At 30.3% G+C, this 19279-nt stretch carries 23 protein-coding genes and 1 tRNA gene; 14 read left to right on the top strand and 10 right to left on the bottom strand.

What is annotated here, in order from left to right; all coding sequences use genetic code 11:
* Positions 1 to 4 precede the first annotated feature (4 nt).
* Positions 5 to 991 (bottom strand): YeiH family protein, encoded by a 987-nt coding sequence (locus tag PYW35_RS11990; protein WP_103323384.1) that lies wholly within the window; start codon positions 989 to 991, stop codon positions 5 to 7.
* Positions 992 to 1088: 97 nt separating this feature from the next.
* Between PYW35_RS11990 and PYW35_RS11985 the strand changes: the two genes are divergently transcribed.
* The 7 genes from PYW35_RS11985 (at position 1089) to alsE (ending at position 6721) form a co-directional block, all read left to right on the top strand.
* Positions 1089 to 1931, top strand: coding sequence for a LysR family transcriptional regulator (locus PYW35_RS11985; RefSeq protein ID WP_103323385.1), 843 nt, complete (start codon positions 1089 to 1091; stop codon positions 1929 to 1931).
* 322 nt (positions 1932 to 2253) lie between these two features.
* Positions 2254 to 3738, top strand: coding sequence for a BglG family transcription antiterminator (locus PYW35_RS11980; RefSeq protein ID WP_103323386.1), 1485 nt, complete (start codon positions 2254 to 2256; stop codon positions 3736 to 3738).
* Positions 3731 to 4117 carry a PTS sugar transporter subunit IIA gene (locus PYW35_RS11975; RefSeq protein ID WP_016911908.1) on the top strand — a complete coding sequence of 129 codons (387 nt, stop codon included), beginning with the start codon at positions 3731 to 3733 and terminating at the stop codon, positions 4115 to 4117. Before PYW35_RS11980 ends, PYW35_RS11975 begins: the two co-directional genes overlap by 8 nt.
* Positions 4118 to 4129: 12 nt before the next feature.
* Complete coding sequence (locus PYW35_RS11970) at positions 4130 to 4441, top strand: PTS fructose transporter subunit IIB (RefSeq protein ID WP_103323387.1); 312 nt, start codon at positions 4130 to 4132, stop codon at positions 4439 to 4441.
* A gap of 12 nt (positions 4442 to 4453) precedes the next feature.
* A complete protein-coding gene (locus tag PYW35_RS11965) occupies positions 4454 to 4906 on the top strand; it encodes a PTS sugar transporter subunit IIA (RefSeq protein WP_016911906.1) in 453 nt (150 codons plus the stop codon).
* A 16-nt stretch (positions 4907 to 4922) separates the two neighbouring features.
* On the top strand, positions 4923 to 6023 hold the full coding sequence (locus PYW35_RS11960; RefSeq protein ID WP_016911905.1) for a PTS fructose transporter subunit IIC: 1101 nt from the start codon (positions 4923 to 4925) through the stop codon (positions 6021 to 6023).
* Between the two features lie 14 nt (positions 6024 to 6037).
* Positions 6038 to 6721: a D-allulose 6-phosphate 3-epimerase gene (gene alsE / locus PYW35_RS11955; RefSeq protein WP_016911904.1), complete on the top strand. Its 684-nt coding sequence runs from the start codon at positions 6038 to 6040 to the stop codon at positions 6719 to 6721.
* Positions 6722 to 6774: 53 nt separating this feature from the next.
* Here the strand turns inward: alsE and PYW35_RS11950 are convergent, their stop codons facing one another.
* Complete coding sequence (locus PYW35_RS11950) at positions 6775 to 7125, bottom strand: winged helix-turn-helix transcriptional regulator (protein ID WP_016911903.1); 351 nt, start codon at positions 7123 to 7125, stop codon at positions 6775 to 6777.
* 131 nt (positions 7126 to 7256) lie between these two features.
* On the opposite strand from PYW35_RS11950, the gene nfsA reads away from it, so the two are divergent.
* Both nfsA and PYW35_RS11940 read left to right on the top strand, forming a co-directional pair.
* On the top strand, positions 7257 to 7997 hold the full coding sequence (gene nfsA, locus PYW35_RS11945) for an oxygen-insensitive NADPH nitroreductase (protein ID WP_103323388.1): 741 nt from the start codon (positions 7257 to 7259) through the stop codon (positions 7995 to 7997).
* 22 nt (positions 7998 to 8019) lie between these two features.
* On the top strand, positions 8020 to 8481 hold the full coding sequence (locus PYW35_RS11940; RefSeq protein WP_103323389.1) for a nuclear transport factor 2 family protein: 462 nt from the start codon (positions 8020 to 8022) through the stop codon (positions 8479 to 8481).
* Positions 8482 to 8896: 415 nt separating this feature from the next.
* On the opposite strand, the gene PYW35_RS11935 is transcribed toward PYW35_RS11940, so the two are convergent.
* Both PYW35_RS11935 and PYW35_RS11930 read right to left on the bottom strand, forming a co-directional pair.
* Positions 8897 to 9310, bottom strand: coding sequence for a universal stress protein (locus PYW35_RS11935; RefSeq protein ID WP_103323390.1), 414 nt, complete (start codon positions 9308 to 9310; stop codon positions 8897 to 8899).
* A gap of 11 nt (positions 9311 to 9321) precedes the next feature.
* On the bottom strand, positions 9322 to 10773 hold the full coding sequence (locus PYW35_RS11930) for a SulP family inorganic anion transporter (protein ID WP_103323391.1): 1452 nt from the start codon (positions 10771 to 10773) through the stop codon (positions 9322 to 9324).
* A 114-nt stretch (positions 10774 to 10887) separates the two neighbouring features.
* Between PYW35_RS11930 and PYW35_RS11925 the strand changes: the two genes are divergently transcribed.
* Entirely contained in the window at positions 10888 to 11430 is a 543-nt protein-coding gene (locus tag PYW35_RS11925; RefSeq protein WP_103323392.1) for a recombinase family protein, read from the top strand.
* Positions 11431 to 11901: 471 nt separating this feature from the next.
* A complete protein-coding gene (locus tag PYW35_RS11920; RefSeq protein ID WP_233709594.1) occupies positions 11902 to 12045 on the top strand; it encodes an FAD-dependent monooxygenase in 144 nt (47 codons plus the stop codon).
* A 408-nt stretch (positions 12046 to 12453) separates the two neighbouring features.
* Here the strand turns inward: PYW35_RS11920 and PYW35_RS11915 are convergent, their stop codons facing one another.
* Genes PYW35_RS11915 through PYW35_RS11905 form a run of 3 tightly spaced genes read right to left on the bottom strand, consistent with a single transcriptional unit; the run spans position 12454 to position 15400 of the window.
* The gene (locus PYW35_RS11915) at positions 12454 to 13629 is read right to left on the bottom strand and encodes an ABC transporter permease (protein ID WP_204107867.1); all 1176 of its coding nucleotides are present in this window, start codon (positions 13627 to 13629) and stop codon (positions 12454 to 12456) included.
* On the bottom strand, positions 13626 to 14306 hold the full coding sequence (locus PYW35_RS11910; protein ID WP_103323394.1) for an ABC transporter ATP-binding protein: 681 nt from the start codon (positions 14304 to 14306) through the stop codon (positions 13626 to 13628). The genes PYW35_RS11915 and PYW35_RS11910 overlap by 4 nt, the downstream gene beginning before the upstream one ends.
* Positions 14303 to 15400 carry an efflux RND transporter periplasmic adaptor subunit gene (locus tag PYW35_RS11905; RefSeq protein WP_103323395.1) on the bottom strand — a complete coding sequence of 366 codons (1098 nt, stop codon included), beginning with the start codon at positions 15398 to 15400 and terminating at the stop codon, positions 14303 to 14305. The genes PYW35_RS11910 and PYW35_RS11905 overlap by 4 nt, the downstream gene beginning before the upstream one ends.
* A gap of 203 nt (positions 15401 to 15603) precedes the next feature.
* Between PYW35_RS11905 and PYW35_RS11900 the strand changes: the two genes are divergently transcribed.
* Entirely contained in the window at positions 15604 to 15774 is a 171-nt protein-coding gene (locus PYW35_RS11900) for a hypothetical protein (RefSeq protein ID WP_204107866.1), read from the top strand.
* Positions 15775 to 15901: 127 nt separating this feature from the next.
* Here the strand turns inward: PYW35_RS11900 and PYW35_RS11895 are convergent.
* A tRNA-Lys gene (locus PYW35_RS11895) sits at positions 15902 to 15992 on the bottom strand.
* Positions 15993 to 16342: 350 nt separating this feature from the next.
* On the opposite strand from PYW35_RS11895, the gene PYW35_RS11890 reads away from it, so the two are divergent.
* Together PYW35_RS11890 and PYW35_RS11885 are read left to right on the top strand one after the other, a co-directional pair.
* Positions 16343 to 17590 carry an aminoacyltransferase gene (locus PYW35_RS11890; protein WP_204107865.1) on the top strand — a complete coding sequence of 416 codons (1248 nt, stop codon included), beginning with the start codon at positions 16343 to 16345 and terminating at the stop codon, positions 17588 to 17590.
* Positions 17591 to 17890: 300 nt separating this feature from the next.
* Positions 17891 to 18031 carry a hypothetical protein gene (locus PYW35_RS11885; RefSeq protein WP_204107864.1) on the top strand — a complete coding sequence of 47 codons (141 nt, stop codon included), beginning with the start codon at positions 17891 to 17893 and terminating at the stop codon, positions 18029 to 18031.
* Positions 18032 to 18773: 742 nt separating this feature from the next.
* On the opposite strand, the gene PYW35_RS11880 is transcribed toward PYW35_RS11885, so the two are convergent.
* The gene (locus PYW35_RS11880; RefSeq protein WP_103323609.1) at positions 18774 to 19049 is read right to left on the bottom strand and encodes a hypothetical protein; all 276 of its coding nucleotides are present in this window, start codon (positions 19047 to 19049) and stop codon (positions 18774 to 18776) included.
* A gap of 35 nt (positions 19050 to 19084) precedes the next feature.
* Positions 19085 to 19249: a hypothetical protein gene (locus tag PYW35_RS11875; protein WP_204107863.1), complete on the bottom strand. Its 165-nt coding sequence runs from the start codon at positions 19247 to 19249 to the stop codon at positions 19085 to 19087.
* Between the last annotated feature and the right edge of the window lie 30 nt (positions 19250 to 19279).

Genomic DNA, 19279 nt, shown 5'->3' with positions numbered 1-19279 from the left:
ATGTTTATAAAATGCCAGCTACAAAATATGTGATGACTGAAAGTACGACTGATGTAATCGCCATAGCAATCATTGGTTTGAGCGCTTTTGTTCTTAAGTCGCTGAATGATACATTTAACCCTAAGCCTACCATTGCCATAATTAAGATTAATGTAGTAAACGTGCTCATAACATTTAAGACGCCTTCTGGAATGTCCACAAATGTATTAACAGCACTCATTATTAAAAAGCCAATTAAGAAGTAAGGAAAATCAATTTTTTGAGCAACTTTATTAGATTTCTTTCTATTTACGATAACTAAGAAAATAATGCTTAAAGGAATAAGTAAGAATACTCTCCCCAATTTAGTTAATAGCCCGATACTAAGTGCCTCTGAACCACCTGCATCAGCAGCTAATATGACATGTGCGATCTCATGTAAACTGGCGCCCGACCAAATACCATAAGCTGTTGGATCCATAGGAAATAAAGCGAATAATAATGTATAAGTTAATGAAAAAATCGTTCCCATAATCGCAACTAGACCAACACTTATACCAATATCACGCTCTTTAGATTTTAATATTGGTGATATTGCCGCAATAGCCGCTGCACCACATACACCCGTACCAATCCCTAATAATAATACTAAGTTTTTATCACCTTTAATGATTTTATTAAGCAAAATCATAAAACATATCGCAAAAGCGACAACACCTACATCAAATATTAAAAGTGTACTTCCTTGATGAATAATCGTAGATAAATTAAGTTTTAACCCATAAAGTATAATGGCGAGTCTTAAAAGTTTCTTAGAAGAAAAAGCGATACCCGATTCGATTTGTGTTGGGTAACCTTTAAAATGTCTATACATAATTGCTGTTATGATGGCGATTGCTAAAGCGCCAACTTTATTCAAAATAGGTAAGTTAGATAACAAAATACTTACAATAGCTATAATAAATGTGAATCCGACACCTAATAAGAAATTTTTGTTCATTTGAATGCCCATAGCTTTCACCTCAACTACAGTTTAATGGGCAGTTGATTATTTGTGAAATGCTATTTTTAAATATATAATATAACAAAAATGATATGAGGTGGATAAGTTGGAAGATAAATTGAAGATATTAAAAGTCATAGTAGAAGAAGACGGTTTTACAAAGGCCGCAGAAAAACTATTTAAGTCCCAACCGTCCATAAGTAGAGATATCAAAACACTTGAAGAAAAGTATCAAATTAAAATATTTGAAAATACTAGAAAGCAAATCATATTAACAGAAGAAGGTAGAGAGCTATACAATTATGCATGCCAATTAGCGATATTAGATGAACAATTATATACAAAAATTAATCAACATAAAGAAGAAGTGAAAGGGAAGTTTGTAATAGGAACAAGTCATACATTTGGACAGTCCATGTTGTTAGATTTAACCATTCACTTGCAAACAAAGTATCCAAAATTAAATATACATATATATGTATATAATTCAGCAGATATTTTAAGTCGCTTAAAAGATTACTCCATAGATTTAGGGATCATTGAGAAGCCAGTAATAGACGACAAAATAAGTAGCGAAGTATTAACAAGAGATAAGTTATTACTTGTGAAAAATAAAAAGATCAATGAAAACGTCAATGATATGAGATGTTATGTCAGAGAAACAGGCTCTGGCATTAGATATTATCAAGATATGTTATTACAACAACTTAACCTCACGTCACGTAAAGTCGTCATAAATGATAACCAATTAATTTTAGAACTCGTTAAACAAAATATGGGTTATACAATATTGTCTAATTTCTCCATTAAGTCATTTGATGAAGAATTTATAACGACAACGGATTTAGACTTATATCGCAATTTCTTCATCGTATCTAACAAAGCAAGGTACAAAACAAATAAATACAATACGATCATAGATGAAATTAAGTCATATAACTTTAGGTAGTGATTTAAGAGTAACATAAAGCTCACTTAGCATAGTGCTAAAATGAGCTTTTTTATTTTGGAATCATATTTTATCTAGGTAACGCATACAAAAGTTCAAAGTTTGAAGTTTAAAGTGTAAATAAAAATAAAATATTACATTAGTAATGTTATGCTTTATAATTAATGTTATTTAAAAAACAAAATTTTTAGGTTCATTTAATAGCTATAGTCACGGACTATAGCTATTACTTTATTTTAATGTCTATTGTAATGGACACACGAAAGTAAAACGCTTACATTATTTTGTTTTATTATAAAGTTACAGGGAGGTTGTAAACGTCATGAAAGGAGATAATCAAGAGAAGTTAATTAGTTATTTACTTAATGCGCATTCTTTTGTCGATTCGAGTAGTTTAGCAAAGCATCTTGATGTATCAACAAAAACGATTTATCGACTTGTTAAACGTATAAATAATTTTTATAAAGAACCCCTTATTATTTCTGAAAAGGGTAAAGGATATCGCATTGATGACAGAGAATATATAGAACAACATGAGATTGGTCAGTTTCATCAAAATGATTTACTTTCTCCTATTGAAAGACGAAATATGATAACAAAAGAATTATTGTTAATCTCCCCTAAAACGATATCACTTTTTAATATTTTTGAACGTTATTATATTTCTGAAAGTGTCTTAAATACAGATGAGAAAAAAATTGAAGAGATGTTGAAACAATTTAATCTAAAATTGGAAAGAAAAAAACGTCATTTATCTATAAAGGGTGCAGAAAGTAATATACGCCATGCGCTATTAGAACTGATTGGGGAAGGGAAATTAGCAAATTTATCAGCATATAATGGCATGGATCAAACAGAAGATAGGGATTCACATTTTGTTCAAGAACAGATTAACACGATTGAAAATTATAAAGGTATTATTATTCCTTATCCATATAACGTAAATATATTTTCTCATTTATATATTCTGATAATGCGTTTCAGAAAAAGAGGCGTTATAAACGGCGATAAAAATAGAGAAACCCAAGAAATAATGAAATTGAAAAATGAATATCAATCTTTTTATAGAATGAGTGATATGGTGATTGGCAATATTGAGAAGTACTTACATACTCAATTGCCCCAAAATGAAAGAATCTATCTATTTGAATACTTGATTTCATCTAGATTTGAGACGCAAAATATTCAAAATAATGAAGAAGATATGAAATATTCAAAAGATGTTATCGATATAACCAATGCCTTAATCAAAGGTGCAAGTCATGAATTAAATCATTCTTTCAAAAATGCCGATTTAGAACAGCAGTTGCTTAAACATGTTAAACCGATGCTTAATAGGATTGAACATGGATTAATTGTAAAAAACACTTTAATAGGTCAGATAAAAATTGAATATCCACTCGTCTTTAAAGTAATAAGCAACATATCAGAACAAATATCAGAACATTATTCTATCAAGAAAATAAACCAAGATGAAATAGGATTTTTAACATTATATTTTGCTAAGGAGCTTGAGAGAAACCCAGTAAAAATACGAACGTTAATTACTTGTACAACTGGTATAGGTACTTCAGAACTTTTGAAAACAAAAATAGATAGAAATGTCCCGGAAATAGAGATTGTAGATGTTAAATCTTCATTTGATTTAACGCAAGAGGATTTAAAAAAGATAGATTTAATTATTTCAACTGTTCATATTCCTGATGTAGAAGCTATTCCACTCGTTGTTATAAGCGCAATGTTTAATAAGAATGATCAAATTAAGCTGCGTAAGATGATAGAAATGATAGGTGATATAAATGAATAAAAATCTTTTTCACGAAATCCAAACTAAAAATACATTGTATCAAGATGTTATTAAAGAAATAGGACATCAATTGAAAAAAGATAACACGATTAAGTCACATGATAATTATTTTCAAGAAGTGTTAAGTAGAGAAAAGGATGGAAATATAGAGATTTTTCCAGAAGTGATATTACCACACATTCAAAGTGAAAATATTTTAGAAACTACAATTTATTTGATAAAGGGTAAAAATGACTTAATCAAGTGGCACAACAAGCCATTGAAATTAATCATATTATTAAATCTTAAACCGAATGAAGATCCAGAAGTGTTAATAGAAATACAAACGTTCATGAGAAATTTAGCAGAAGAAAGTTATGTAGAAACATTAATTAAATAGGAGGAATGAATTATGAATATCGTAAGTATTTGTGCTTGTACTGTAGGGATAGCACACACATATATTGCAGCTGAAAAACTAGAAAAAGCAGCAGAAAAGAAAGGACACAGTATTAAAATCGAAACACAAGGAACGATTGGTATTGAAAATGAATTGAGTGAAGAAGACATTAAACAAGCAGATGTCGTGTTGTTGGCTGTAGATGTAAAAGTAAGTGCTAAAGAAAGATTTGAAGGAAAAAAAATAATCGAAATACCGACAGATGTAGCGATAAAATCTCCAAATAAACTTATAGAAAAAATTGAACAAATATCAGAACAATAAAGGAGATGCCTTATGAATTTAAAAGATGTTATTGATGAAAAAACGATTTTAACTGAATTAGAAACAAGTAGTAGAGAAGAAACATTAGAAACGTTAGTTCATTTATTTAAACAAGAAAATTATATAAATGATCAAAAAAACTTTTTAGATGCTGTATATAAAAGAGAAGCGGAAGGTGTCACAGGTATAGGTGATTTAGTAGCAATTCCTCATGGGAAAAGCAAAAGCGTAGATAAAGTTGGTATTGCAATCGCAATATTGAAAGATGTTGTAGATTGGCCATCATTAGATGACAAAGGTGCCAAAGTTGTTATCTTGCTTGCGGTCGGAGAAGATAATGACAATTCTAAAGAACATTTAAAATTATTATCATTGATTGCCCGTAGACTAAGTAATGATGAAATAATTGAACAATTATTAAATTCAAAAGAAAAATCAGAAGTTGTATCGATTTTATCAAACTGATAAAGGGGAAGATAACATGAAATCATTTTTTAGACAGTTGAATCTGAAAGGTCATTTGCTAACTGCAATATCATATTTAATCCCTGTTGTTTGTGGAGCAGGTTTTATGATTGCAATTGGTATGGCATTTGGTGGTGATTCATCTGCGGATTTAACTAAGACAGGGTATTCATTTTGGGATGTTTTAGCAACGTTAGGTGGAGCAGGTTTAGGGATGTTACCAGTAGTCATAGCTACTGGTATTGCTTACTCCATAGCTGACAAACCAGGTATAGCACCTGGATTAGTCATTGGTTTAACAGCAAATGCTGTAGGATCTGGATTTATTGGCGGATTAATAGGTGGATTTTTAGCAGGTTATCTTGTCGTATTAATCATCAAATATATCAAAATGCCAAATTGGGCAAAAGGGTTAATGCCTATGCTCGTTATACCATTTATAGCATCACTTATAGGTGGATTAATCATGGTATATGTAATCGGGGCACCTATTACGCAGTTTACACATTTACTAACCGAATACTTACAATCATTAAGTGGTACGTCCAAGTTGATATACGGCATTATCATTGGGGTACTAGCTAGTGTTGACTATGGTGGTCCTATTAATAAAACGGTATTTGCTTTCGTGTTAACATTGCAAGCTCAAGGTATACATGAACCTATAACAGCACTAATCGTAGTTAATACAGCTACACCTATAGGATTTGCACTTGCATATTGGGTTGGTAGATTATTACGTAAAAATATTTATAAAAAAGTAGAAGTAGAAACATTAAAAACAGCATTTCCAATGGGAATTATAGAAATAGTAGAAGGTGTATTACCGATTGTCTTAAATGATATTATCAGATGCGTTATTGCAACTGGAATTGGTGGTGCAGTTGGTGGTGCAATTTCGATGGTCATGAATGCAGATTCAAAAGTACCATTCGGTGGGATGTTAGCCATTCCAACTATGTCACAACCTATGGGATTTGTAATAGCCATTGTTGCAAATGTAATTGTAACAGCAGTCGTTCTCGTAATATTGAAAAAGCCAGTCAATGAATCAGAAGAAATGGTTGATGAAATTGAAGAAGATGATATTGATTTAGGAGATCTAAAAGTTTACTAATGGAGGTAAAAATAATGAAAAATACAAAGTTTTCACCATCATTAATGACGATGGATTTAAATAAATTTAGCGATCAAATTACATTTTTAAATAATCATGTAGAATCCTATCACGTGGATATTATGGATGGTCATTATGTACCAAATATAACACTTTCACCATGGTTTATAGAACAAGTGAAGAAGATTTCAGATGTACCTATTTCTGCACATTTAATGGTAACAGAACCATCATTTTGGGTAGATGAATTATTAAAAGTAGATACAGATTATATATGTATCCATGCAGAAGTAGTGAATGGAGTTGCATATCGTTTAATTAACAAAATTCATGATCATAATAAAAAAGTTGGTATAGTATTGAATCCAGAAACACCAATAGAAGTAATCAAACCTTATATTAAATATTTAGATAAAATCACAATTATGACAGTAGACCCAGGTTTTGCAGGAGAGAAATTCATAGATGAAACGTTAGAAAAAATCGTTGAGTTAAGAAAATTAAGAGATGAATATCAATATGAGTATTTAATTGAAATGGATGGTTCATCTAATAAAAAAACATTTAGCAAAATTCAAAAAGCAAATCCAGATATTTATATATTAGGCAGAAGTGGTCTATTCGGTTTAGATGAGGATATCAATCAAGCTTGGATTAAAATGAAAAATGATTTCAATAATGCATTAACGAAAGTTTAAATGAACAAAAAAGCGTCAATCAGTTATGATTCCAACTGATTGACGCTTTTTATTTATCTACCATGTTTCTTCCCGAATTCTTCCATCATATCTATTATTGGCATGAGATCTTTTCCTTTTTTGGATAATCCATAAACAACTTTAGGGGGCACTTCTGGATAAACTGTTCTTGTGATGATTTCATCACTTTCCAATTCTCTAAGTTGTTTTGTTAAAGACCCTTGTGAAACGCTTGTGAGAAATTTCTTGATTTCCCCAAATCTACGATCATTTTCTTTTAAGTACCATAATATTAAATTTTTATATCTTCCAGATAAAACATTTTGAGTATATGCTATCCCATGCATATCTCTATGTTCTTCCACGAATGATTCGTCAAAGCCATAATTACATATTTTCACCATATAAACCCCTCCAATTCACGTTAGTACGAATTTTGATACTATGTCATTTTTTATTGCCTACTTACATTATGGTACTATCTATTTTAATATATTGTATATCAGAAAGTATTAAAAAGAAAGAGGGATTTATAATGAATGAAACAATAAAATTACTACAAAATCATAGTTCTGTAAGGAGCTTTGAAAATAAACAATTAACTGAAGAACAAATTAATCATATTTTTAATTCTGCTAATCAAACTTCATCATTTAGTTTGCTACAAGCTGTATCGATTATTCGTATAACAGATAAAGAAGTACGCAATAAACTGATGAAACTTAGTGGGGATCAAACTTATATAGGTGAAGCGGCAGAGTTTTGGGTATTTTGTTCAGATTTTAATCGAAATCATCAAATAGCACCGGAAGTAGATATTAGTTATACAGAATTTTTACAAATTGGCGCTGTTGATGTTGGTTTAATGGCACAAAATGCTTTAACAGCAGCTGAATCAATGGGATTAGGTGGTGTTTATATCGGTGGTATTAGGCTAAATATTGAAGAAATATCTGAACTACTTGAATTACCTAAGTATGTTATACCGTTAGTAGGGTTATGTATCGGCCATCCTGCAGAAGAAAAAGCCCCATTAAAACCAAGATTACCTCAAGAAGTCGTTATGCATAACAATAAATATGAAGATTTTGATGTAGAAGATATAAAAACGTATGATGAACAAATGAGAGCGTATTATGAGAGTAGACCAATAACAGCACCATTTACTGCGAGAAAAATAAAAGGATGGAGCGATCATATTGATGATCATTTAGTAAGAAGCATTCAACCGGACATGTTAAATTATCTTAATAAACAAGGTTATGCTATAAAATAATCATTAAAAAGGAGTTTTAAATATGAAAAAGCGTTTTAGTTGGAAAGCATTTATGGAAGATCTTACAGAAGAAAAAGAAGAATTAAATATAGCACCTGCCCAACCTTCAGAAGAACACATGAAACAAGTAATGCAAAGTCACATTGATGCAATTAATCATAAAGGTGTTGGAGCTACTTATTCTAGTGATTTCAAAGGAGAAGATCCAGTCGGTACAGCTCCTATTACTACTGGAGGTGGAGTTATGATTAATGAATTAAAAGAAATTTTTGATGTACCTTTCACACCTCAAAGAGCAGAGTTGATATCTCCTATAAGTACTTCTTTTGGAAATGCGGCAGCCATGGCATTTAAACTATATGTAGATGTAAATGGACAAAATATCTCTATTGATATAATAGATGTATTCGAATTTAACGAACAAGGTGAAGTCACTGAACAAAAAGCATATTGGGGTAAAGAAAATGTGACATTACTTGATTAATATCTTTAAATGTTAGGTATTAAAGTATTTGAATCAAAAACGATAGTTTAGGTTTAATTGTTTTGTATGATGAGATAAGTTTGTCTATAGTTGTTAATTTAAAATGTATTTAACATGAATTTTTATCGCATAGTTCAGAAGTTACTAAGAGTTTAGGACATAAATGCCTAAACTCAAAATAAAAGATCTCTTCATTAGGCTATTGCCTAGTGAAGAGATCTCTTTATATTTTAAAATCTGGATAAAACGCACGAAGACTCGAAAGATATCGTGCGCTTTTGGTAAAATTTGGATAAATCGCACGAAGACTCAGAAGATATCGTGCGCTTTTGGTGAAGAGATCTACAGTAAATAAATTGCTTGAGCTTAATGAATATCAACAATAAGCTAAGACGTTTATGTCCCAGAGTCTAAATTATTTAACAATAATAACTGGTATTTGAGCACGTTTAGCGACTTTATGACTGACACTACCAAGAACCATTTCTTGCAAGCTATTCAAACCACGTGTTCCCAAAATTATGGCTTGATATCTCCCGTTATTCGCAATTTCAACCACTTTGTCTGTTGGGACGCCATGAGCAATTTTAATTTCATAATTCACATTATGTTCCTTGAAAAAATTTTTAATAAAATGGAGCTTTTTTTGTCTTTCTTGATTTAAACTAGCTCCTTGTTGCCTATGTAAAACATCAGTTTTTGACTCTTCGACATTTACAACTGTTAGAATTGTGACAAATGTATCTTTATCTATAAAGTTAAGCACCTCTTGAGCAGCACGCTCACTATTTTCCGAACCATCTGCTGCAAGTAAAATTGATTTATACATAAAAACACTCCTTAATTTAAATGATTTTCATTTAATTGGCTTATTTCTGAAACAATTTTTCGACTGTCTGCGTTTAATTTTTCAACGTAAACAATGTTATTTTTCTCTTCGAATTTTCTAACAATCGTATCAATAGCATCTACTGCTGAATCGTCCCATAAATGGGCATGATTAAAATTCAACTCTATAATACTATCTTCAATATTAAGGTCGATTTGCTCCATCATAGAGTCAATTGACACAAAGAATATCTGACCTTTAAAAGAAAAAAGATGTTTCTTACCTAAATCTTCATAAACAACTTCAACTTTAGAAATTTTAGTTGCAAAGAAAAGTGCACTGAAAATCACACCTACAACCACACCGATAGCTAAGTTATGAGTCATTAATACAATAATCACCGTTAAAACCATAACGATTGCATCTGTTTTGGGCGCTTTTTTAATATACTTAAATGAATTCCAATCAATCGTTCCCAGAGAAACCATGACCATAATACCCGCGAGAATTGGCATCGGTATTTGAATAACTACACCACCGAGTACAATAACCATAAATATAAGAACAATACCTGCTGTAAATGTAGACAATCTACTATTTGCACCTGATTTAACGTTGATAAGTGTTTGTCCAATCATGGCACAGCCTCCCATGCCACCAAAGAACCCTGTAATAAGATTGGCAATACCTTGCCCACGTGATTCTTTGTTTTTGCTACTATACGTATCTGTTGCATCATCTACAATTTTAGCCGTGAGTAAACTTTCTACTAAACCTACAATTGCCATAGATAATGAATATGGAAAAATAATTTGAAGTGTTTCTAAATTAAATGGAACGTTAGGGAATAAGAAGTGAGGTAAAGTTTGTTTAATACTACCTAAGTCTCCTACAGTTCTTACGTCAGAACCAGTGTACATATAAAAAGCAGTTAAAACGACTATTGCTATTAATGTTGCGGGAATAGCTTTAAAGAACCGGGGAATAATATATACAATGAGTAAAGTTATAATAACATATATATAGGTCGATATAGATATACCAAAAATATGTTTTATTTGAGCCATAAATATCATAATACCTAATGCATTAACAAAGCCAATCATGACAGAACGGGGGATGAATTTCATTAAACGACCTACTTTAAGAATACCTAAAGTTAACTGGATTAACCCCATAAGTATCGTAGCAGCAAATAGATATTCAACGCCATAATCCTTTACTAAAGGTGTGACTAATAGTGCTACGGCACCAGTCGCGCCAGAAATCATTGCTGGTCTTCCTCCAATTATCGCAGTAACAGTAGCAATGATAAACGCTGCGTATAAACCCACCATAGGATCAACTCCAGCAATAATTGAAAACGCAAGGGCTTCGGGAATTAATGCTAGTGCTACAACAATTCCAGCAAGTATATTTATCCCTGGCTGGTTAAGCCATTCAGATTTTAATTTCTTAACCATTATTTCCTCTCCTTCACTTTAATTATATTGTAAAGTATAACAGGAAAGTTTCATATGTATACCCCTTATTGAAACTATATGTTATAATTTCCTTATGTAAGGTGGTGTACTAAAATGAAATATGGTTATATTAGGCCAGTTACAATAAATGATAGTGTGAGTGAACAAATAAAGAAATTAGAACAATATACAAATGATATTATTAAAGAAGAACATGCTAATAATAAAAAAAGAAATGAACTAGATGCTTTATTAAATTTTAAATTAACTTCTAATGATGTTTTATATATTACGGATTTATGTATCATTGCAGATACCACAAAACATTTAGTAGATATATTGGATATATTTTCAACAAAAGGAACTGCGCTATATGTGATTAATTTAAATAAAACAATAACGGAAAATGGGAAAGAAACCTTTATAAATACATTGCATGATATTACAGATTTTCAAAGTGACATTGTGAAATTCAGAACACGTATGGGGTTAGAAAATTATACAAGAGAAGGTAAAAGTCTTGGCAGACCTAAGCGCGATGATAAAAATTTAAGAGATGCAATAGAAATGTATATGAGTAAAAAATATACGCTAGATGAAATAAAAGCAAAAACTAATATAAGTAGAGCGACACTATATAGACATTTAGATAGGTAAATCTACTTTACTATAAAAAGACCAAGTCTTTACTTGGTCATAGACTGTGGATAAACCAAACGTGTAAATACTGTTTGGTTTATTTTTAGTCTTTTTGACATATTTCATTCAAATATCACACTAAAAAGTTAATATTTTGGGGTTCAGTATATTTATGAGTTAAGTCTGTAGTTAATATAAGAGATAAGTTTTATTATAAATACTGTTTGGTTGATCTTAAACGAGTACTTTTAATATTAGAGAAGGGGTACTTCAAGAATGGATTGATAATAATAAGCAAGAAACGCCAAAGGAACTTATAGATATTATAGATAAAATCACAACTAATGTTTTAAGATAATATGTCTCTTTCCTAATTTAAATGAACATATGACTAAAAGTGTCTATTTTCTAATTTGTAGTAATTGAACACTGTGTCTATTTGATATATGTTTAATCTATAAATAAAAATTAAATAGGAGATAGATGACTATGAATAATGAAGTATTAATAGTCGGCGCTGGAACTAGTGGTTTAGCTTTGGCAATATCATTAAGTAATCAAGGTGTTCCTTATCAAGTGAGGGTCCATATGATAAATAGAGCCATAGAATTTATCAAGTCAGGCTCCACATGATAAATAGAGCCGTTGAATTTATCAAGTGAGGCTTCTCATGATAAATAGCAAAAAATCTTTAAAATATTCTCCACGATTTTGCAAAGTGCTGACGCCCGGGGGAATAGTATGAGTGAGAGACTACAGGCTCGAGCCATACCCCTAGGCAAGCATGCACTTTCAAAATCGTAAGATTTTAAAACATTCGGATCTCCTATGTTGCTTGTTTGATGAGTCTTGCAACATATAGAGCATGTACTTAAAAGAACAAACGAAAAAATATAAAAAATGGTAGCTCTAAGTGCTACCAAAAGGACTTTAAATAAGAAAAGCAGTAGAAATTCAATTTTAATAATGAATTTCTACTGCTTTTTAATTTTCAGGACATTTATGGACCAGACTCTTTATTACTTTATTGAAAAATATAGTTTATTTAATAATATCTATTAGCTCTTTCTTAGATGCGGATCTTGCTGGTATCCAACCAAATACAATTCCGATGAGTGTTGAAACCCCAACTGCTAATAGTATTGAACCTACGCTGACGACACTTTGTACCATGTCTGGTGTAACGGCTGCGACTAATTTGGATATTAATATACCGATGATTAAGCCGATCAGTCCGCCTATGAGACATAAGACGATACTTTCGATTAAGAACTGAATTTCAATATCTCGTCCTTTAGCGCCAAATGCTCGTCGTATGGCTATTTCTTCTGTTCGTTCTGCGACGGATATGTACATCACATTCATAACACCTATACCTGCGATAAAGAGTGAAATACCTGCTACGGCAGCTACGAAATAAGTGATGGCATCGAATACTTGTGTAATACTCTTCATGACATCTTCCATATCTGAATATTGATAACTACCTTCGCTCATTCCAGACCCATGTTTGTTTAATTGTTTGGCTGCTTTATCTGCAATTTCTTTTTTCTTACCATCATCAGAAATTTTTAATTCAAGCTGTGGAAAATCTTGATTTAAGTCTTTCATATAACGGTTGAAAGTAGAACTAGGCATATTGACACTATTTTCATACATAGCGTTATTTACAATGCCAACGATTTTGAATCCTTGGTCATCAATGAATAATGTTTTTCCGACAGCGTCATTATTGAATACATTTTCAGCTATAGTATTATCTACCGTAACGACTTTTTCATTTAAATCATTATCTGTTTTAGAGAAACCTTTGCCTTCTGATGTATCAGTTGCTTGTTCTTTTTTGAAAACATTAATATCAGATTGTTTCTGTGCATTCGTCATTTCTGCAGAGTAACTTTCATCTTCATTTTCTTTGATTTTGGCATCGTTCACGCCGTCAATTTGTTTGACGAGCTCAATATCTTCTTTATCGAAGGGGTTGTTTTCTGAAGCTTCCATACCATCTGGCATATAGCTAATCATGGCTTGTCCTTTACTTGCACCCGTGTCTTCGAATTCTTCTGATGCTGTCTTTTTAAAGCCATTACCAAGCGACATAATGGTAATAACTGCAGCGATACCAATAATAATACCAATCATCGTAAAAATATTACGTCGTTTATTTTTCATGATGGATTTAAGTGAAATTGAGATGATATTTGGTAAGTTCTTCATTCAATCACCTCTTCTCGTTGTACACGTCCATCTAAAATATGGATAACACGATCGGCTTGTTCTGCTACTTTACGATCATGTGTAACGATAATCATCGTTGTATTTTGTTCACGATTAAGACGTATAAATAAATCCATAATATCTTTAGATGTTTGCGAGTCGAGTGCACCAGTTGGTTCATCGGCAATGATGAACTTCGGTTTGTTAACAATAGAACGAGCGATAGCGACACGTTGTTGTTGACCACCAGACAATTTTTTCGGTACTAAATTCTTTTTATCTTCAATGTTTACGTCTCTTAAAACAGATTCTACACGCTGCTTACGTTCTCTTGAAGACATTCCTGAATATAGTAGGGGAATACTAACATTCTCCATAATCGTATTATTTTGTATAAGTTTGAAATTCTGAAAGACAAAGCCAACTGTTTTATTTCTGACAAACGCAAGTTTATTATCAGAAACATTTTGATAGTTTTCATCATTAAACAAGTATTGACCTGTGTAACCTCTATCTATAAAACCCAAAATATTAATCAGCGTACTTTTCCCTGAACCAGATGGGCCCATAAGGGCAATGAATTCACCCGTATCAATTGAAATATTGATATCTTTTAAAATATGGTTTGTTTCTTCTCCGTTCTTAAAGTGTCGATTAACATTCACTAAATTTATCATGAAGATACCTCAACTTTTTCACCATTATTTAACGTTTTCTTAGGTGAAACGATGAGTTTTTCTCCAGAATTTAGTCCTTTCTCAACAAAAATTTCACCATTTTGACGTGTAATGTTGATGTGTCGTTCTTCAACTTTATTGTTCTTATCTAAAACAAATACATGATTGCCTTTTGCTAATACAGACTTAGGTAATTTAATCGCATCTAAAGGTATTTCACCTTCAGTTGAAAAGCCACTGCGGATAGGAATATTGATTTTACCAACTGTTACTTGATATTTTGAATTGTCTTTTCCGACACTAGGATTATTAGAAGTAGGGTTAGACGTCTCTGGCGTTTCACCTTCTGATTCAGATGCACCCATTGCGCTTTCTTGGCTCTTATCTTCATAACTAGTAGGTAATTCAGAAATTTTTGCAACTTTGCCTTTACCTTCATCACCAGTACTGCTCACTGAAACATTAACTGAATCTCCGACTTTAATTTTATTAATATCAAATTCAGAAATAGATGTTTTAATTTGAGATTCATCAGATACTAATTTTAAAATAGGCTCTCCGCTATTGGCTTCATTATCATTGTCCATTTCAACTTTACCATCAAACGATGCATACATACTTTCATTCACTTGACTATTATATTTAGACAATTGTTTCTGAGTATCATTTAGGACATCCAAGTCTTTAGATAATGTTTTTTGTAAATCATTATTATTAGGCTGTTGATTGATATTTTGGTAATCTTGATCAACTTTTTTCTGAGCCTCATCGACTTTTTCTTGTGAATCTTGGCGCTTTTGATCATTAATATTATAATTAATCAACTGATCACCTTGTTTAACCTTTTGACCATCTTCAACGACAGTGCTAACAAAATCGCCTAACTGATCATTATTGTTATACGTTTTAATTTTAGTAGGCGCAGCTTTCCCAGATATATTTAAAGGGGATTCTTCCTTAACTTCATATGTATCATAACCGTCTTTTTTATCATCATCTCCACCTTCAGCTGTCGTCTGCTTAATAATAAAAGCAACTCCGACTAATAATAGAAGAGCGATAATACCGATTATCCAAAGAACTTTTTTCTTCAAAATGTTACACTCCTATACTTATTTTATAATCACACAACGAAAATGTTATCATAGTTGGAATAAATTAAAAATAATATTTATAAAATTTAAGAATATTAATTATATAATAAATTATTTCCAATATTATTATGCGCTGTTGAAGTGTGGGTATGCTAGTAGTAATATCGCCCATATGTTAATAAATTTTAATTGAGGTGATCATTATGAAACAAAGTGTCAAAGAAAATCTATATATCATTGGTTTTTTAATAATACTAGTAACATTATTTTTAGATATGAGTGGCCAATTTAGAACAATCATTATAGTAACGCTATTCGTCTTAGCATGTGTTCTTAGGTTTATAGTTCCTACGAAAAATTCTAAAAATAATTAATAGAAATAACAATAAACGGTATAAATATGACTATTAGTATCCAAAAATAATAATATTGAAATAAATAAACAAAAAAAGAGAGACCGTTTAGGTCTCTCTTTTAAATACATAAATAATGGTTAGTATACGGAGGGAGAAGGATTTGAACCAACGCAAGCATTACTGCTCCTAATTGCCTAAAAAGGCAATCCTCTTAAACCAGGCTTGAGTATCCCTCCACGAATAATGCGAATTAAATATCTAAAGAATATAAATTAATTACTTAAAGAATATAACATAAATAATCCGAGGATACAACATTAATACTTAAAGAATATAACGTATATATAATCTTAATGAAAAACATTGAAATTTGTAAATATCTGTTATAGTATTTGGAAAGGTCTTAATATTCAGATATGAATTATATTGAGTATTAAAAGAATATAACATACATAATTTTATCAACTTTAGTTTTAACTGGCGTTATAAATATACTTACTAATCAAAAAAAATAAAAATCAGAACCCAATATATGGATATATTACTTATATCCATATTATTTTAATTTATATGAAAAGGTGAAATCATGGAGTTTTTACAACTTACAAAACAAGAATTCGAAAGATTTACACAAGAAAATTTTTCACATTATACTCAAAGCGCGAATCACTTTGAATATCGAAATGAAAATAAAAAAGATGTACATATTGTCGGAGTAAAAGATGAAAACAATCAAATAGTTGCAGCTTCTTTATTGTCAGAAGCACGTACACTAAGATTTTTTAAATACTTTTATTCACATAGAGGCCCTGTAATGGACTACCAAGATAAAGAATTAGTTAATTTCTTCTTTAAAAATTTAACAAAATACCTAAAAAAACAAAATTGTCTATTTGTTTTAGTAGATCCATACTTAGTCATAAAAACACACACAGCTGATGGCCAAATTATAAAAGAGTACGACCATCAAAATTTCAAATCAATTTTAGAATCACTAGGTTACAAACATAAAGGGTATTCAGTTGGTTACCAACCAATGAGTCAAATACGCTGGTTATCTGTACTAGATTTAAAAAATAAAACAGAACAAGATCTACTTAAAGAAATGAATTACCAAACAAGACGTAATATCAAAAAAACAGAAGAAATGAACGTACAAATTGAAAGTTTGAATATAAACGAAACAGAAAGATTTTTTGAATTATTTAAAATGGCTGAGGAAAAACATGGTTTTTCATTTAGAGGTTTTGAATATTTCAAAGAAATGCAAAAAATATATCATGATAATTCTATGCTAAAAATAGCTACAGTTAACCTAAAAGAATATTTACAGACTTTAGACTTACAAAACGAAAATCTAAAAGAAGAAGTTCTATTAGCAGAAACTAAATTAAAAGAAAATCCTAATTCTAAGAAACAAAAAACAGCTATAACCAATCTGTTGCAAAGACTTAAAAGTTCTGAAAAGAAAATGACTAAAATTAAAAATTTAATAGAAACAGATGGCGAAAAAATCGACTTAGCAGCAGCGTTATATGTATATAATGATCATGAAATGTACTATTTATCAAGTGGATCTAATCCAAGATACAACGAGTTTATGGGTGCTTACAAACTCCAAGGGGATATGATCAAATTCAGTAAAGAACATAATATAAATAGATATAATTTTTACGGTGTTACCGGAGATTTTTCAGATACATCTGAAGATTATGGCGTTCAACAATTCAAAAGAGGATTTAACGCCGATATCGAAGAATATATAGGAGATTTCATAAAACCTATAAAGAAAAACTGGTATTTCTTAAGTAAAATGATAGCTAAAGTTAAATAGCTTAAGCCATTTCTCTTTTTGAAGTTGTTATTAATATAGTGGAATATATGATAAAGGTTTTTAAAAGGAGGAGTTAAATAAAATATGGAAAAAACATACAATATTTTTTCGATTCTTTTGATTCTTATTTCTTTAACTATATTCATTAGTTCAATATTTGTAAGTGATGAGCAATATAAAATAATAATTAACATCAGCATGCTTATTTTAATTATTATTATGGGAATTACTGCTTTATTAATCAGATTTATAAATAACAAAAAAGGGTAAAATTATAAAAAAAGTTATTGAGGGATAAAAATGTTTGAATTGATAGCAAAAATAATGAATTTTATTTTTTCGACTTTCTCAGTTTGGGCTGGAACACCAAATTTAAAAAAAACGGCTAAAAATTCTAGAAATGGTAAAAATAAAAAAGAACAAATAAAGGAAAGTGATTAAAATAGCGAAAGTTAAACCAAGTCCACGGTGGGTTTTTGACGCATTTTATCGCTTAACAGGCGGTGCAACTTTCTGCTAATATTTTAGGAGTGATACTATGAAAAAACTTTTTAATATATGGATTTGTTTATCATTATTTATAGTAATAACATCTTGGACAATAATCAGTATCAAATTCGGCAACATAAATACTACTCAAATTCTATTAGCTAATATATTTATTTCTATTGCTTATATATTATATTTAGTAAGGTTCATTAAATATAATAAACAAAAAAACACTTAAATTTTTATTCTAATTTTCTTTAAGAACAGAAACTTTGAACCCTTAAAAATTCCAAAACTTGTCGAATGGTGGGCTTAATAGCTCATGCTATGCCAGCATTCGAGTGCACTCATTTTATTTTTTACTAGACATTTAAAATACTACATAAGTATGCTGGAAAAAGTAACTTTTTTGGTCAAAACCAATCGTACCCTTATTATCAAGATAAGAAAAACAGCAACAATGTTAATATAAATTTCAAGACAAAGAAAAAGGTTGGAAATAATGAAAAAAATTACTCACAATATATTACTAGCAATAATACTTATTTTCCTACTATTTAATATACTAATACTCTTTAATATCATTCAAATCGAAACAAGATTTTACGGAATAATCGTAATTATATTTGTAATATTAAACCTAATATACTTCAAAAAAGATGACAGGCATAAATAAGTTATGTCTGTCATCTTTTTATTTCTTAAATGCATACTTTTCTATTTGACTAACTTTCTGTTTCTTCTTCAAAACGAAAGAAAAAACAGCACATACAACAACAATCAAGATCAAAATAGATAATAAAATCATGTTAGAACCTATAATATTTATTCCAAATGAAGAACTATCATTAGATTCAAAATTAGCATATGTATTAAAGATAAACATTAATAAAATACCAACACTAGCAAGAATACCGACAACATCAAAAATGAATTTTACGTAGGGATATTTAATATTTTTAGTTAACAAACAAAAACTCCTTTTTCATCGCATAAAAGCTCAGTTTAATTTTTTTGATACCGGTCATCATACCAAACTACGAAAATAAAAAAGAATACTATAAAAACAGTAAACCATGTATCTAAATGATTTTGGTTCATTTGTTTATAGGCAAAAAATGCTAAAAAAATCGCCAAAATTATTTGCACAATAAATAAAAACCATTTCAAAACTATCACTCCTTTTAGCAAACTTTATCA

Source organism: Mammaliicoccus vitulinus (assembly GCF_029024305.1).
GTDB classification, from domain to species: domain Bacteria; phylum Bacillota; class Bacilli; order Staphylococcales; family Staphylococcaceae; genus Mammaliicoccus; species Mammaliicoccus vitulinus.
Note: the sequence above shows the minus strand (reverse complement) of the source record. Positions and strands in the feature narration are given on the sequence as shown.

What these genes read in the sequence shown, in the direction of transcription:
- PYW35_RS11925 (WP_103323392.1), top strand. Translation starts at nt 10,888, where the DNA reads ATGAAATATGGTTATATTAGGCCAGTTACAATAAATGATAGTGTGAGT.
- PYW35_RS11915 (WP_204107867.1), bottom strand. Translation starts at nt 13,629, where the DNA reads ATGAAGAACTTACCAAATATCATCTCAATTTCACTTAAATCCATCATG.
- PYW35_RS11910 (WP_103323394.1), bottom strand. Translation starts at nt 14,306, where the DNA reads ATGATAAATTTAGTGAATGTTAATCGACACTTTAAGAACGGAGAAGAA.
- PYW35_RS11940 (WP_103323389.1), top strand. Translation starts at nt 8,020, where the DNA reads ATGAAAAAGCGTTTTAGTTGGAAAGCATTTATGGAAGATCTTACAGAA.
- PYW35_RS11950 (WP_016911903.1), bottom strand. Translation starts at nt 7,125, where the DNA reads ATGGTGAAAATATGTAATTATGGCTTTGACGAATCATTCGTGGAAGAA.
- PYW35_RS11975 (WP_016911908.1), top strand. Translation starts at nt 3,731, where the DNA reads ATGAATAAAAATCTTTTTCACGAAATCCAAACTAAAAATACATTGTAT.
- PYW35_RS11935 (WP_103323390.1), bottom strand. Translation starts at nt 9,310, where the DNA reads ATGTATAAATCAATTTTACTTGCAGCAGATGGTTCGGAAAATAGTGAG.
- PYW35_RS11960 (WP_016911905.1), top strand. Translation starts at nt 4,923, where the DNA reads ATGAAATCATTTTTTAGACAGTTGAATCTGAAAGGTCATTTGCTAACT.
- nfsA (WP_103323388.1), top strand. Translation starts at nt 7,257, where the DNA reads ATGAATGAAACAATAAAATTACTACAAAATCATAGTTCTGTAAGGAGC.
- alsE (WP_016911904.1), top strand. Translation starts at nt 6,038, where the DNA reads ATGAAAAATACAAAGTTTTCACCATCATTAATGACGATGGATTTAAAT.
- PYW35_RS11990 (WP_103323384.1), bottom strand. Translation starts at nt 991, where the DNA reads ATGGGCATTCAAATGAACAAAAATTTCTTATTAGGTGTCGGATTCACA.
- PYW35_RS11970 (WP_103323387.1), top strand. Translation starts at nt 4,130, where the DNA reads ATGAATATCGTAAGTATTTGTGCTTGTACTGTAGGGATAGCACACACA.
- PYW35_RS11980 (WP_103323386.1), top strand. Translation starts at nt 2,254, where the DNA reads ATGAAAGGAGATAATCAAGAGAAGTTAATTAGTTATTTACTTAATGCG.
- PYW35_RS11965 (WP_016911906.1), top strand. Translation starts at nt 4,454, where the DNA reads ATGAATTTAAAAGATGTTATTGATGAAAAAACGATTTTAACTGAATTA.
- PYW35_RS11890 (WP_204107865.1), top strand. Translation starts at nt 16,343, where the DNA reads ATGGAGTTTTTACAACTTACAAAACAAGAATTCGAAAGATTTACACAA.
- PYW35_RS11885 (WP_204107864.1), top strand. Translation starts at nt 17,891, where the DNA reads ATGTTTGAATTGATAGCAAAAATAATGAATTTTATTTTTTCGACTTTC.
- PYW35_RS11900 (WP_204107866.1), top strand. Translation starts at nt 15,604, where the DNA reads ATGAAACAAAGTGTCAAAGAAAATCTATATATCATTGGTTTTTTAATA.
- PYW35_RS11920 (WP_233709594.1), top strand. Translation starts at nt 11,902, where the DNA reads ATGAATAATGAAGTATTAATAGTCGGCGCTGGAACTAGTGGTTTAGCT.
- PYW35_RS11930 (WP_103323391.1), bottom strand. Translation starts at nt 10,773, where the DNA reads ATGGTTAAGAAATTAAAATCTGAATGGCTTAACCAGCCAGGGATAAAT.